The following is a 13,529-nucleotide window of genomic DNA, read 5'->3' on the forward strand; positions in this document are numbered from 1 at the left end:
CCTTCGGAGCAGGAGCGGTCAAGGAGGCGGGGGGGCGCTCGGGAGTCTGCTCCAGAATCCTCAAACCGACCGGCTCGCCATGCGGTGATTCCACCGTAGGTCCCCCAAGGTGAACCCAAATGGCACGCAACATCCGAACGTTCCTCGCAGGGTTCGTGACGCTCGCGATCGCGACGTCGCTCCTGCCCGGCGCCTTCGCCGCTGAGCACGCGGGCGAGGGAATGGGCAAGACCCTGCGGGTGACCGCACACGACGAGGGAACGGAGTACTGGTTCGAGATCGAAGGCATGCCGGGGCGCAACCCCACCATGATGCTCGAGCCGGGGAAGAACTACACCGTCATGTTCCACAACAACGGCTCGCAGATGAACAACCTGAAGATCGGCGCGCCGCTCAACGTGAGCTCGCCGATGGTGGCCGCGGGCAAGAACGCGACGATGAACGTGACGGTCCCGATGAACGCGACCGGGACCGGCCAATACTGGTCCGATCCGTTCCGGCTCATGGGCATGGAGGGAATGGTCCAGTACGGCGCCATGAACCAGACCGGCGACCCGAACGGCAACCAGACGGGCGGCCCCGACGAGACGGTCGCTCCGACGCCCACGCCGGGCTTCGGTGCGGTCTTCGCGCTCGCCGCGATCGGAGCCGCGCTCGTGGCCGTCCGCGCCCTGCGCCGCCGCTGAACGCTCGACCCGGGCCGGCCGGCGGGCCGGCCCTCCTTTTCCTTATTGCCGGTGCTTTGCTTCGCGCTTCGCGAGCTTCTTCTGGACCCTGTCCATGTCGAGGTCCGGCGCCGCGTGCTCGCCACGCATCTCGCGCAGACCGGTCAGGTGGAATTCCAGCTCGCCCGGCGCGTATGGCCGGTCCTTTCTCCACGGCATGACGATCGACTCAATCTCGCCGCGCCGATCCATGAACGTCGCGGACGCCGATCGAGCGTCGCAGCAACCCGACCGCCGGGCCAGGGAACCTTATGATTCTCGACCGCGTCTCGCCCTGCGTGGCGATCGATCCGGCAAGCCTCATCCAGGCGACGCTCGCGCCCGTCTTCCTCATCTCGGGCACCGCGGTCTTCCTGAACTTCAGCCAAGCGAGGCTCTTCCGCGTGACGGATCGGCTCCGGCAACTGCGCGTCGAGGCCTCTGTTCCCGGAGCGGACCCCGGATGGCACCGGGCGCAGGTGGCCCTTTACATCCGCCGCGGCCGCATCATGCGCAACGCCATCGTCTTCGGCGTCCTTGCGGTCGCATTCACGGTGGTTACGGCCCTGCTGCTCCTCGGCTCCTCGCTCGTGAGCGCGCCCGTCGACGTCTACGCCCCCTACGCCTTCGCGCTCGCGCTCCTCTCGTTCGCCGCGGCTCTCGTGTTCGTCGTCGACGACACCATCCTCTCCGTCCGCAACGTGGAGCGCGAGGCCGACGCCGATTGAAGCCGTGATCAGAGGCCTTGTATCGGTTGGACGACGACGCAGGGCCATGGAGCAAGCGCTCGCCCCCCGTCCCCGCACCGATGCGTTCCTGAGCGAAGCCATCCGCGCCGCCGGCATCGTGGGCGCGGGGGGCGCCGGTTTTCCCACGTACGTCAAATATGGCAAGCCCACGCCGCTGCTCGTCGTGAATGGCGCCGAAAGCGAGCCCGGGTACGTGTGCGACAAGCTCCTCTTCCGCGACCGCGCGCGGGAATTCGCGCGCCTTTTCGTCTTCCTCAAGGACATCGAAGCGTACGAGCGCATCATCGTGGGCGTCGAGGAGGGGGCGCGCCCGTTCATGGGGCCCCTCGAGGACCTGGCCGCCGCCACCGACGCCTTCGAGGTCGCCACTTTTCCGAATCTCTACAAATATGGGCAGGAGAAAGCGTTGATCAAGGTCCTTCTGGACCGGGACGTCGCGAAAGCCGAGAAGCCTCCGGACGTCGGCGTCACGGTCAACAACAACGAGACGCTCTGGAACGTGTACCGCGCGCTCTTCGAAGGACGCCCGGTCACGACGAAATTCCTCACCGTCTACGGCGAGACGCCAGCCCACCTCGCGCTCGAGGCGCCCGTGGGGGCGCTCGCGACGGACCTCCTCGCGCTTGCGGGCCTCGACGAGCCCGATCCCTCGCTCCATCTGTTCGACGGCGGCCCCGTCCTCTGCGAGCCGGTTCCGGACTGGACGCGCGAACCCTACGGCATCCGCAAGACGACGAACGGGCTCCTCCTCGTCTCGCCGGAGCGGCTGAAGACGCGCGCGAAAGCCTATCCCCGCACCGACGGACCCGCATTGCCGGACCACATCGAAAACGTCGAGGGCTCCATCGCGCGCGTCCGCATCCCTCTCGGCGGACGCTTCGGGGCGCCGGCCGCTCCCGTCGTCGACGTCGGCGCGCGCGTCATGGTCGGCGACGTGATTGCGGAGCCGCCCCCCGACCGGCTCGGCGTCCCGGTCCACGCCTCCATCACCGGCGTGGTCGTCGGCATCGACGCCGGTCACGTCGACCTCGAGGCGCCCGACCGGGAGGTTCCCTGATGGAGCCCGCGCTCCCGCGCTTCGTGATGCCCGCGACGTGCCGTCTCGGGTGGGGGGCCGCCGAGGGCGTGGGGAAGGACGTCCGGCGCGTGGGCGCGTCGCGCGCGCTCGTCGTCACGACGCACGGCCTCGAGGGATCCTGGATCGTGAAGGACGCGCTCGCGGCGCTCGGGGGCGCGGGCGTCGAGACGGAGCTCTCCGCGCGGGCCCATGGCCCCCCCGACGACGCGAGGGCGCGCGACGTCGCCGAAGCCTTCCGCTCGATGGGCGCGGACGCGCTCGTCTCGATCGGAGGCGGAAGCGCGCACGACCTCGCGAAGGCGGCGGGCGTTCTCGCCACCCACGGCGGGGCGTTGTCCGACCACGAAGGCGTGGATCGGCTCCGCGTCGACACGCCGGTCCACGTCGCGCTCAACACCACGGCGGGATCCGGTTCCGAGCTGAGCCGACTCCTGTTCGTCGTCGATCGCGAGAAGGGCCGACCCGCGATGATCCGGGACGAGCGCATCACGCCGCGCGTCGCCATCAACGATCCGGGCACGCACGTCACGTCCCCTCCGGAGGTCACGGCGGCGGCGGGCATGAACCTCCTCACCCACGCCATCGAGGCCTACTTCAGCCGCAACGCCGCGCCGCTCACGGACGCGCTCGCGCTCGACGCCGTCGCGCTCGTCGCGGAGCACTTGCCTCGCGCCGTCGCCGACGGCAACGACCCAAAGGCCCGCGGCGCGCTCGCGATGGCCGAGCAGCTCGCGGGCATCGCGTACAACAGCGCTGGCCTCGGCGTCGCGGACGCGATCGCGCTCTCGCTCACCGCGCAGTACGACCTGCCGCACGGCGCGATCAACGGCGCGCTCCTGCCGCACGTCGTCGCGCTCGACGTCGCCGAGCGGAGGTCGAAAGCTCGCAGGCTCGCGGAAACGCTCGGCGGGAGCGAGCCGGGAAGGATCCCGGAAGCCCTCGCCGAGGTCGCCCGCCGCGCGGGCGCCCCCCTGTCGCTGAGCGCCCTCGGGCTCGAGGAGGACGTGGTCTACACGTCCATCGGGGCGATCCTCGAAAGCCCGCTTCTCGACCTCCATCCGACGGTCATGACGGAGGAGCGGCTCGTGGACATCGTCGTCGCGGCCGTGTCGGGAGCCCCGCCCGAGGTCCGGGCGAGCGCGCGCTGAGCCGAAGGAAAGCCCCCCCGTGGGGGCAGAACATGACGGAGGTCCGGGCCGGATACATACCCCCGGTCCGGCCCGGACCGCCCCTCTCCCGAAGGGCCCAATCCCTTGAGGGGTGATAACGAATGTCATCCAATGGTTGATCCGAGGGGACGGGACGCCCCCGTCGACCCCGACCCGAGGTTTCGGCCCCCGGCCGGAGTGGCAGGCCCTCCCGCCTTCCGAACCCGGCGCGTTCAAGCGCCGTCGGGACCTAGGCCCCACGTGGTCCCGGCCGCGCGCCATCCCGTCGAGCGCAAGCTCCTCGCCGCCCGGTTCGCCGGGGGGGTCGCGCCCCGCTACGACGGCTACGGCATCGCGAACCTGCCCGCCTCGGTCCTGCGTCCCTTCAACGCGCGCGCGACGCTTCCTCCGCTTGCGCCCGACGTCCTCCCGCCCGCCCTCCTTGCGGGCGTGGAGCGCGTGGTGGCCCTCGTCGTCGACGGCCTCGGGTGGAGGCAGCTCCTCCGCGCGATGGATTCGGGGGGCGCGCCGAACCTCCGCGCGCTCGCCGACCGCGGTCACCTCGCCCCCGCGACGAGCGTGCTCCCGAGCACGACCGTCACCGCCCTCGCGACGCTCAGCACCGGGGAATCGCCGGTCCGGCACGGTCTCCTCGGATACCGCATGTGGCTGCCGCGGCCCGGCATCACGGCCAACATGATCCGCTTCATGGGCATCCTCGGGGGTCGCCTCGAGGACCGGGGCTTCGATCTCGAGGCCATGCTGCCCTTCCCGACCATCTTCGAGAAGGCCGCGCGCGCCGGCGCCGAAGCCTGCGTCGTGACACGCGACGAATACACGCGCTCGCCGCTCGGTCGCCTCATCTATCGCGGCGCGCTCCTCGACGGCTACCAGGGGCAAGGCGACCTTTTCGTCAAGGCGCGGCGTCATCTCGAGCGGCTCGAGGGCCGTCCCGCGCTCCTGCGACTGTACTGGGACCTTGTCGACACCGTGGCCCACGAATACGGCGAAACGAGCGACGAGCACGCCGCGGAAGTCGCCGCCTTCGACTTCGCGCTCGGGCGCGAATTCTTCGATCGGATCCGCGACCCCAAGACGCTCCTCGTCGTGACCGCCGACCACGGGCACATCACGATCCCGCCCGACCGTCGCGTGCGCCTCAACGAGCACCCGGGCCTCCTCGAGAATCTTGCCGTGCCGCCCTCGGGAGAGGGCCGCATGAGCTACCTGCACGTGCGCGACGGGCGCCGACGCGCGGTCGTGGACTACGTGCGCAGGCGCCTCGCGAAGCAGGCCACGCTCGTGCCGGTCGAGCGCGCGGCGAACGATGGCCGCTTCGGACCCGGCAAACGCCACCCCGAGTTCGAGCGGCGCGCAGGCGAATTCCTCCTCGTCGCGCGCGACGACCACAAGTTCGATTACCACTACGCCCCCGATGCCGGGCCGCGGCCGCTCGCCGGCAATCACGGCGGCGTGTCTCCCGAAGAGATGCTCGTGCCGGTGCTCGCGGCGCGGATGGGCTGAATCAGGCCATGGCCGGGACGAACATCCACCGCACGACGGGGAAGCTCGAGGGCTCTGGATCCTTCGGCGTGTAGGTGATCGTGAACCGCCCGGGATCCGTCCGGCCCCACAACGAGACCATGAACGGTCTGGCTCCGACCTCGAAGTCGTACGTGGTGCCGTTCGGCAACGCGAGCGACACGGTGAACGGCGCGGCATCGGGGGGCCGCTGGGCAGCGAAACTGAAAACGCCGGGTTCCGTGACGTCCGCCACGTACGTCACGGGGCCCGCCCGAAGGACGACAGGGTCGCCGAGCGTCCGCACGTAGGTGGCATTGCCGTGCTCGCCGATCGGAATGTCGGCAAACTTCGCGCCCGCGCCCTTCTGCTCAACGACCTCGATCGCGCCCCGACCCGCGGCCTCGACGACGACGCCGAACTTCGTGACGTTGCGGACCACCATGAAGAGCGAGACGCTCTCGCCCGCGGCGAGAACGTAGTCGGACGCAATCGTCCCGTTCCCGCGGCCGCCCACCGGGATCGGACAGCAGCCCACGTTCACGTCGGCCGGGCCCACGCGCTCGCGCACGCGGGCGTGGTCGACCGTGAAGCCGCCGCCGCCCGCGAAGACGTCGGGCCACGCCGCGTCGGAGCGGATGAGGAAGAAAACCGTCCCACTCGACCCGCCGCCCGTCGTGTCGGACTTCGTCGCGGTGACCGTCAACTCCGAGGGTTCGGTCGCGACGAAACGCATCTCGTGGAAGCCCGTCCGCGGCGCCGCGCTCGACGTGTTGATGCGATACCGGTAAGCGAATGTCTTCGACGGCTCGTCCGAAGCGCTCTCGATCGGGTTCATCGCCACGGCGCCGAGGCAACCGGAGAACGCGAGGACGAGGGCGAGGAGCACGACGGGGAGCCCGCGCATGCGGGCGGATGCCCTGGGGCCCGCTTATAGTTCACCGGTTGAATACGACTAAACCCGAGCGGGGGCGGGAAGGCGATCGCGGCCCGCCCGCGACGTCACCAGGGCTCATCCCGGTAGACATCGCGCCGGAGCGACGGCGTCTCCGTCTTGATGGGGACGAACCTGAACTTGAGCGGGGGGAAGTCCCACGTGTCGCCGTCCTTGCCGGGCGTGAAGGCGATGACGAAGGCCCCGCCTTCGACGAGGCTCCCGGACACGAATGCGGCATCGCGCGGCCCCACGCGCTCCTCGACCTTCGTGCCGTTCGGAAGCGCGAGCGAGAACGAGAACGACTTCGCGTCGCGCCGCCCGACGGCCTCGAGATTGAAGATCCCCGGCCCCGATGCTTCGATCACGTGCCGGACGGGCCCCGCGCGCAGAACGAGGTTCTGGCCGGCCGGCCCCGACAGATACGTCGCGTTGCCATGGGCCGCATGGGGGATCTCCGCGTAACGGTTGCCCGTCCCCCGTTCCTCCCCGAGGAGCGTGAGCGTCCCGTTCCCATCGAGGCGGAACTTGAAGTCCAGCTCGGTCACGTTCCGCGTGACGACGACGAACGAGATGATCTCGCCCGCATCGAACAGGATCCTTTCGTGGCCCGAAGATTCGCCGCTGCCCCCGCGACCGCCCTCCGGGCAGCAGCCGACGCGGACGTCCTGACCCGCCACGCGCTCGTCGACGTTGAAGACGCGGAAGGATCCGCCCCCGCCGCCGCCGGACCCGCCGAACTTACCTTTCGACTCCCGCACGAGCATGAACTGAAAGCCCGTCGGCGAGCCCTCGGACTTGTAGGAGCCGCGCTCCCGCAGGGTGAGGTTCGACGGTTCGTCCACGCGGAACCGCACCTGGTTCCAACCCGTTCCGTCCACGTCGCTCATCGTGAAGCGGCGCTCGTACGCCACGACGCCCCCGATCGAGGGCGCGGCGGCGCTCGCCGGCGCGTCGCCTCCCGAAGCCGGTCCGATGGCGCCCTCCCGTTGCGCCGAACCGTCGGCGGCATCCCCTTCCGCGGCCGCGAGGCATCCGGCGAAGGCGAGCGGGATCACGAGGAGCACGGCGAGGGTCCGGCGCATGACCTCGGAAACGACATGTCAAGGATAACCGTTCTCGGGACGATGCTGTATCGTCCGCCCGCGAACGACAATCCTTAAAGGTCGACCCCGGGATGAGCGCGCATGCCCTTCGACATCGAGGACAACACGTTCCTGCTCGCGGGCCCCGTGAAGATGCACCCGCGCGTCCTCGCCGCCATGAGCCGCCCGGCGATGGCCCACCGCGACGCGCAATTCACCGCCGTCAACAAGGAGATCCATGAACTCTTGAAGATGGTCTTCCAGGCGCCGAAGCACGACACGGTCCTCATGACCGGGTCCGGCACCGCCGGCATGGACGCGGCCGCGCTCTCGCTCCTCAAGAAGGGCGAGAAGGCCGTCGCGATCGAGAACGGGAAGTTCGGCAACCGCTTCGCGAAGCTCGCCGAGATGTACGGGGACACGAAGGTCGTGAAGGCCCCGGGCTACGGCGTGCCCATCCCGCTCGACACCATCCGCAAGGCGATCGCGGAAACGAAGCCGAAGGCCGTCTTCCTCACGCACAACGAGTCCAGCGTCGGCTTCACGTGGCCGCTCAAGGACATCGCCGCGATCGCGAAGGAGCACGGCGCCCTCGTCGTCGCGGACTGCATCACGAGCGTCGGCGGCATGGACGTCAAGGTCGCCGACTGGGGCGTCGACGTCGCGATCGTCGGCAGCCAGAAGTGCCTCGGGGCGCCGAGCGGCCTCGTCGCCCTCGCCGTGAGCCAGGAAGCCCAGGCGAAGATGCACAAGGACGCCGGCTACTACCTCAACCTCCCGCGCTGGATCGCGAAGGGCAAGGAAGCCGACACGCCCTTCACGCCCGCGATCCCCCTCCACCTCGCCTTCCTCGAAGCCCTCCGCATCATCAAGCACGAAGGCCTCGAGAACCGCATCGCGAAGGTCAAGAGCCAGGCCGACGCCACGCGCGCCGCCGGCGAAGCGATGGGCCTCGAGCTCTTCATCGAGGCCGGCTACCGCAGCGACACCGTCACCGCGTTCCGCTACCCCGCGGGCGTGGACGACTCGAAGTTCCGCAAGGCCCTCAAGGAGATGGGCGTCGTCATCGGCGGCGGCCAGGACGAGGTCAAGGGCAAGATCTTCCGCATCGGCCACATGGGCACCGTGAGCCACGTCGAGATCGCGGGCGCGTTCATGGCGATCGAGAAGACGCTCGCCGCGATGGGCGCGAGCGTGAAGAAGGGCGCTTGGAGCGGTGTTTTCTAGCCGAGCCTTCGGCCTTCGCTCGCTACGCTCGCTGCGGCCTACGGCTCGGAGCACACTCCGTCACACGGAAAACCCCCCGCTCGCGCTTCGCGCTCGCTACGGGTTTCCGTGCGACTCCGTGCGCCAGGGGGCCGCTTCGCGCCCCCTGGACCCCCCAGACCAGGGGCTCAGCCCCTGGGCCCCGCTCGCGCGCGTCGGTCGCTGCGGCCTACGGCTCGGGGCACACGCCGTCACACGGAAAACCCCCCGCTCGCGCTTCGCGCTCGCTACGGGTTTCCGTGCGACGCAGTGGGCCAGGGGGCCGCTTCGCGCCCCCTGGACCCCGCAAACGCGCTCGCTTTCCGGGCCGCCCGGTGACGAGCACACTCCGTTGGTGTCGGTTGGGGACGATCCGAACGAGATTCATCGCGCGCCGGCAACGCGCGCTTCGCGTGGACAAGGCCTGGTGACGGGGGCATGCGGGGTCGGGCGACGCACGGCTGACGCGCGTTGTCCCGAGGTCGCGCGAAACCATGGGACAGGTGGACTGTCACGTGCTTCGGCGCGGCTCAACCACGTGACAGTCCACGTGGCCTGTTGGCTATTTATCCCTCTTTCTTGCGGATCTCCGCGATCGCCGCGCGGAACGCCTCGGCCGTCGCGCTCTCGGGGTAGCGCCACACGAACGGGATGCCCTTCTCGCCGGCCTGGACGACCGCGGGGTCGAGGGGGATCTTTCCGAGGAGCGGCACGCCGTACTCGCTCGAAAGCTCGTCGCCGCCCCCCTTGCCGAAGATGTCGGTCGTCTTGTGGCAGTGCGGGCACGCGAAGGCGCCCATGTTCTCGATGACGCCCGCGACCTTGAGGTGCATCGTGCGCGCGAACCCGATGCTCTTCTGGACGTCGAGCACGCTCACCTTCTGCGGCGTCGTGACGAGGATGACGCCGTCGGCGTCGCGCAGCATCTGCGCGATCGTGAGCGGCTCGTCGCTCGTGCCGGGCGGGAGGTCGATGATGAGGTAGTCCAGCTCGCCCCAGGCGACGTTGCCGAGGAGCTGCTGGATCATGTTCATCTTGATCGGGCCGCGCCAGATGATCGGCGCGTCGCGGCCCTTGAGGAAGAATTCGGTGCTCATCACGAGCAGGTTGTCGCCGAGCGCGACGGGGATGATCTGGTCCGCCTGGCCGCCGGGCTTCGCGTCCTCGAGGTTGAGCATGAGGGGCACGTTGGGGTTCGTGAGGTCGAGGTCGAGGAGGCCGACCTTCTTCCCCTCCTTCGCAAGGGCCGCCGCGAGGTTGACCGCGACGGTGCTCTTGCCGACGCCTCCCTTGCCGCTCATCACGATGTACTTGCGCTTGATGTGGCGCAGGTTCTCGGCGATGGCCATGCGGAGCTTCATGGCTTCCTGCATCTTCGCGGCCTGGAGCGCCTGCTGCATCTGCTGCTGCGGCGTCTGGACGGGCATGCCCCCGGGGGCGCTCGCGGGCTTCGTGGGCAGGGCGGACATCGTACCGCGCGTCGCAAGCGGCCCCCCGGCTTTGAACCTGTCGCCGGACGGGCGCGCGTTGATGCTTGACCGGACCGTTTCCCGGCCCGATGTCGGCCATCGTGGCGCGCGGGCTGCGCAAGCGTTTCGGCGACGTGGAAGCGGTCCGCGGCGTGTCGCTCGAGGTGGCCGAGGGCGAGATCTTCGGCCTGCTGGGGCCGAACGGCGCGGGGAAGACCACGACGATCCGGATGCTCACCACGCTCCTGCGCCCCGACGGCGGCGAGGTGCGCATCGCGGGCCACGACCCGGCGCGGGATCCGCGGGCGGTCCGGCGCGTCATGGGGCTTGCCCTCCAGGAGGCGGGGCTCGACGACCTCGCGACGGGGCGGGAGCTGCTCGCGCTGCATGGTCGGCTGCAGGGTCTCCCGAAGGCCGAGTCGTTGCGGCGCGCGGAGGAGCTGCTCGGGCGGTTCGACCTCGTCGAGGCGGCGGACCGCCGCGTTGGCGGCTACTCGGGCGGCATGCGCCGCAAGCTCGACCTCGCCTCGGCGCTCCTGCACCGGCCGAAGGTCCTTTTCCTCGACGAGCCGACCGTGGGCCTCGACCCCGCGGCGCGATCGCAGCTCTGGACGATCGTGCGGCGGCTCAACCGGGAGGACGGCACCACGATCTTCCTCACGACGCACTACATGGAGGAGGCCGAGCGCCTCGCGATGCGGCTCGCGGTGGTCGACCGCGGCGAGATCGTGGCGGAGGGCTCGCCCGCGTCCCTCAAGGCGCAGGTCGCCTCGAGCGTCGTGACGCTCGCCTTCGACGCGGACGAGGCCTTGACGGCGCGCGTCGCGGCGGACCTCGCGAAGCGGCCCGGCGTGAAGCGCGTCCTCGCGACGCCCGAGGGGCTCGCGATCCATCTCGATCAAGAGGCCGAGGACGGCGACGCCCTGAGGGCGGCGGCGGAAAGGGCGGGCGCGAAGGTCTCCGCGACGACGGTGGCGGACCCGACGCTCGACGACCTCTTCATCACCACGACCGGGCGGGGCCTGCGCGACGCCGGGGAGGCGCCCGCGTGACGGGCCTCGCCTCCGCGACCTGGGCGCTCGCGGCGCGCTCCGTCCGCCAGTATCCGCGCGTGCCCGCGGATTTCGTCGTCGCGCTCCTCATCCCGCTTTTCTTCTTCGCGGTGACAAGCGTCACCTACGCCTCGGTCGCGCGCATTCCAGGCTTCCCGACGGGCGACTACGCGCTGTTCTTCCTTCCGCTCGTCATCGTCTTCGCGGTGTTCACGAGCGCAAACGGCGTCGGCTACGCGCTCGTCCTCGAGGTGAAGAACGGCTACCTCGACAAGCTTCTCGCGCTCCCCATCCCGCGGCTCGCCATCCTCCTGGGCAGGCTCCTCGCCGTCGCGGCGCGGTGCATGGTCCAGGTGGCGCTCGTGCTCGCGATCGGCTACGCGTTCGGCATGCGGTTCGTGACCGGCCTCCCGGGCGTCGCGGCGGTGCTCCTCCTCGCGGCGGGCCTCGCCGTCGCGTGGGCCTCGATCGGTTCTTTCATCGCCCTCACGACGCGCAGCCCCGAGGCGACGGAGGGGATGACGATCCTGTTCCTGCCGCTGCTCTACCTCACGACGGGGAGCATGCCGCTCGGGCTCCTGCCGGACGGTTTTCGCGACATCGTCGTCCTCAATCCCGTGACGTACGTCATCGAGGGCATCCGCGCCCTCCTCCTCGACGGATGGGCCGCGCCGGCCGTCGCGACGCTCCCCGGCCTGCCGCTTCCCGCCGTCCCTGCGGCCGCGCTCGCGGTTGTCGGGTTCGGGGCCGTCACCGTCACGGCCGCCACCTGGGCCCTCGGCCGCATGGACGCGTGAGCGGGAACCCAACCTTCATATGAGGCCCCGGGCGTGATTCGCAGGGATGCCGTACAACGACAACGATCGCGTCGGCGCCATCTTCGGCAACGTCGGCACGACCGAGTTCAAGATGGCCGTGAGCGACCCCACGCTCCGCCGCCTCGATTACGTCAAGGTCGGCCACGAGACCGACGGCGTCATCCTCGCGCAGGTCATGGAGATCTCGCGCGAGACGTCGATGTCGTTCGACCAGGCGACGAAGGTCTCCTACGGCGTCGACTCCGAGGTGCGCGACCACCTGACCGCGAGCGTGAAGGTCGTCGGATACCGGGACTCTCGCGGCCTCCTCCAATCGCCGCGCACGCCGCTCAAAGCCGGTCAGCTGGTGCTCCGCGCGGACGACGCGCTCATCGCGCGCGTTTTCGGCCTCACGGGCGCGGAAGGCGCCTTCCTCGGCTTCATCAAGGGCTACGAGCTGCCCGTCGCGCTCGACATCAACACGCTCGTGCAGAAGCACGTCTCCATCCTCGCGAAGACGGGATCGGGCAAGTCGTACTGCGTGGGCGTCCTCATGGAGGAGCTGATCAAGCGGGGCGTGCCCATCGTCGTCATCGACCCGCACGGCGAGCACGGCTCGCTCTGCGCGCCCAACCAGGCCAAGGAGGACGCGGGGCTCATGCGCCGTTTCGGCGTGAAGCCGCGCGGCTATGCCGAGCACATCGTCGAGTATTCGCCGGACACCAAGGTCAATCCGGACGCGGTGCCGCTCAGGCTCGACGGAACGAACATGGACGCGCGCGACCTCATCGACACCCTCGGCTCGAAGCTCTCGTCGAGCCAGGTCGGGATGCTGCACGCCGCGGTCCGGCACCTCGCCGACGAGGGGAAGGACTACACGCTCGAGGACGTGCTCCGCCGCGTGAAGGACGAGCAGTCGAACACGAAGTGGAACCTCGTGACGGCCATCGAGTTCCTCATGTCGCTCGGCATCTTCGCGGAGAAGGGCACGCCCGTCGTGAGCCTCGTGAAGCGCGGAAAGGTCAGCATCCTCAACCTGAAGGGCGTCTCGCCCGATCTGCAGGAGGTCATCGTCGCCTCCATCGCGAAGAAGCTCTTCGAGGCGAGGAAGGCCGGAAAGGTTCCGCCCTTCATGCTCGTCGTCGAGGAGGCGCACAACTTCTGCCCCGAGCGCGGCATCCACAGCGCGCTCTCGTCGGACGTGCTCCGCACCGTCGCGAGCGAAGGCCGCAAGTTCGGCATGGGCCTCACCGTCGTGTCGCAGCGCCCCGCGAAAGTCGACAAGAACGTGCTTTCGCAGTGCAACACGCAGCTCATCCTCAAGGTCACGAATCCCAACGACATCAAGGCCATCGTCGGGTCGGTTGAAGGCCTCACGAGCGACACCGCCGAGGAGATCCAGCGGATCCCCGTCGGCGTCGCGATCGTCTCCCACCCGCGCATCGCGATGCCCGTGCTCGTCGAGATCCGGCCGCGCGAGACGAGCCACGGCGGCGCGAGCGTCGACGTCATGGCCGCGATGGAGGAGCCGGGTCACGAAGCCGTCGACGAGGAGCCCGAGGAGAAGCCCGCGACGAGGGCCGAAGGCGCCGAGGCCGAGGCGCCGACGCCCGTGCCCGTCGAGGCGCCGCCCGAGCGCGTGCAATCGACCCTCGCCTCGCACGACGGGGACGAGGATGAGATCCCCTTCGAGGTCGCGCCCCTCCCGCCCGCCGCGCCCGGCCCCGAGGCGCGCCGACGCGAACCT

General features: G+C 69.9%; 13 protein-coding genes. 9 read left to right on the plus strand and 4 right to left on the minus strand.

The window, feature by feature from the left end:
- The first annotated feature begins 119 nt into the window (after positions 1-119).
- Positions 120-686 (plus strand): PGF-CTERM sorting domain-containing protein, encoded by a 567-nt coding sequence (locus VM889_03975; GenBank protein HVL47695.1) that lies wholly within the window; start codon positions 120-122, stop codon positions 684-686.
- Between the two features lie 42 nt (positions 687-728).
- Here VM889_03975 and VM889_03980 read toward each other — a convergent pair whose 3' ends face one another.
- Positions 729-917, minus strand: a complete 189-nt coding sequence (locus VM889_03980; GenBank protein ID HVL47696.1) for a hypothetical protein — start codon at positions 915-917, stop codon at positions 729-731.
- 86 nt (positions 918-1,003) lie between these two features.
- Between VM889_03980 and VM889_03985 the strand changes: the two genes are divergently transcribed.
- From VM889_03985 to VM889_04000, 4 genes are all read left to right on the plus strand, one after another.
- Complete coding sequence (locus tag VM889_03985) at positions 1,004-1,432, plus strand: DUF2721 domain-containing protein (protein ID HVL47697.1); 429 nt, start codon at positions 1,004-1,006, stop codon at positions 1,430-1,432.
- Positions 1,433-1,478: 46 nt separating this feature from the next.
- Positions 1,479-2,510: a proton-conducting membrane transporter gene (locus tag VM889_03990; protein HVL47698.1), complete on the plus strand. Its 1,032-nt coding sequence runs from the start codon at positions 1,479-1,481 to the stop codon at positions 2,508-2,510.
- Positions 2,510-3,679, plus strand: a complete 1,170-nt coding sequence (locus VM889_03995) for an iron-containing alcohol dehydrogenase (GenBank protein HVL47699.1) — start codon at positions 2,510-2,512, stop codon at positions 3,677-3,679. Before VM889_03990 ends, VM889_03995 begins: the two co-directional genes overlap by 1 nt.
- Before the next feature lie 261 nt (positions 3,680-3,940).
- Entirely contained in the window at positions 3,941-5,203 is a 1,263-nt protein-coding gene (locus tag VM889_04000) for an alkaline phosphatase family protein (GenBank protein ID HVL47700.1), read from the plus strand.
- Between the two features lies 1 nt (position 5,204).
- Here VM889_04000 and VM889_04005 read toward each other — a convergent pair whose 3' ends face one another.
- Complete coding sequence (locus VM889_04005) at positions 5,205-6,107, minus strand: hypothetical protein (protein ID HVL47701.1); 903 nt, start codon at positions 6,105-6,107, stop codon at positions 5,205-5,207.
- 95 nt (positions 6,108-6,202) lie between these two features.
- Positions 6,203-7,219 carry a hypothetical protein gene (locus VM889_04010; protein HVL47702.1) on the minus strand — a complete coding sequence of 339 codons (1,017 nt, stop codon included), beginning with the start codon at positions 7,217-7,219 and terminating at the stop codon, positions 6,203-6,205.
- A 102-nt stretch (positions 7,220-7,321) separates the two neighbouring features.
- On the opposite strand from VM889_04010, the gene VM889_04015 reads away from it, so the two are divergent.
- Complete coding sequence (locus VM889_04015) at positions 7,322-8,446, plus strand: alanine--glyoxylate aminotransferase family protein (GenBank protein ID HVL47703.1); 1,125 nt, start codon at positions 7,322-7,324, stop codon at positions 8,444-8,446.
- Between the two features lie 584 nt (positions 8,447-9,030).
- Here the strand turns inward: VM889_04015 and VM889_04020 are convergent.
- Positions 9,031-9,933, minus strand: a complete 903-nt coding sequence (locus tag VM889_04020; GenBank protein HVL47704.1) for an Mrp/NBP35 family ATP-binding protein — start codon at positions 9,931-9,933, stop codon at positions 9,031-9,033.
- Between the two features lie 89 nt (positions 9,934-10,022).
- Here VM889_04020 and VM889_04025 point away from each other — a divergent pair, with 89 nt between their 5' ends.
- From VM889_04025 to VM889_04035, 3 genes are all read left to right on the plus strand, one after another.
- Entirely contained in the window at positions 10,023-10,985 is a 963-nt protein-coding gene (locus VM889_04025; GenBank protein ID HVL47705.1) for an ATP-binding cassette domain-containing protein, read from the plus strand.
- Positions 10,982-11,782, plus strand: a complete 801-nt coding sequence (locus VM889_04030; protein HVL47706.1) for an ABC transporter permease — start codon at positions 10,982-10,984, stop codon at positions 11,780-11,782. The genes VM889_04025 and VM889_04030 overlap by 4 nt, the downstream gene beginning before the upstream one ends.
- A 46-nt stretch (positions 11,783-11,828) precedes the next feature.
- On the plus strand, positions 11,829-13,529 hold a 1,701-nt coding region (locus tag VM889_04035), incomplete at its 3' end, for an ATP-binding protein (GenBank protein HVL47707.1).

The sequence above is a fragment of the Candidatus Thermoplasmatota archaeon genome (assembly GCA_035540375.1).
Taxonomy (GTDB): Archaea; Thermoplasmatota; SW-10-69-26; order JACQPN01; family JAJPHT01; genus DATLGO01.

Coding starts and splice junctions, on each gene's coding strand:
- VM889_03975 (HVL47695.1), top strand. CDS start 120: ATGGCACGCAACATCCGAACGTTCCTCGCAGGGTTCGTGACGCTCGCG.
- VM889_03980 (HVL47696.1), bottom strand. CDS start 917: ATGGATCGGCGCGGCGAGATTGAGTCGATCGTCATGCCGTGGAGAAAG.
- VM889_03990 (HVL47698.1), top strand. CDS start 1,479: ATGGAGCAAGCGCTCGCCCCCCGTCCCCGCACCGATGCGTTCCTGAGC.
- VM889_03995 (HVL47699.1), top strand. CDS start 2,510: ATGGAGCCCGCGCTCCCGCGCTTCGTGATGCCCGCGACGTGCCGTCTC.
- VM889_04005 (HVL47701.1), bottom strand. CDS start 6,107: ATGCGCGGGCTCCCCGTCGTGCTCCTCGCCCTCGTCCTCGCGTTCTCC.
- VM889_04010 (HVL47702.1), bottom strand. CDS start 7,219: ATGCGCCGGACCCTCGCCGTGCTCCTCGTGATCCCGCTCGCCTTCGCC.
- VM889_04015 (HVL47703.1), top strand. CDS start 7,322: ATGCCCTTCGACATCGAGGACAACACGTTCCTGCTCGCGGGCCCCGTG.
- VM889_04020 (HVL47704.1), bottom strand. CDS start 9,933: ATGTCCGCCCTGCCCACGAAGCCCGCGAGCGCCCCCGGGGGCATGCCC.
- VM889_04025 (HVL47705.1), top strand. CDS start 10,023: ATGTCGGCCATCGTGGCGCGCGGGCTGCGCAAGCGTTTCGGCGACGTG.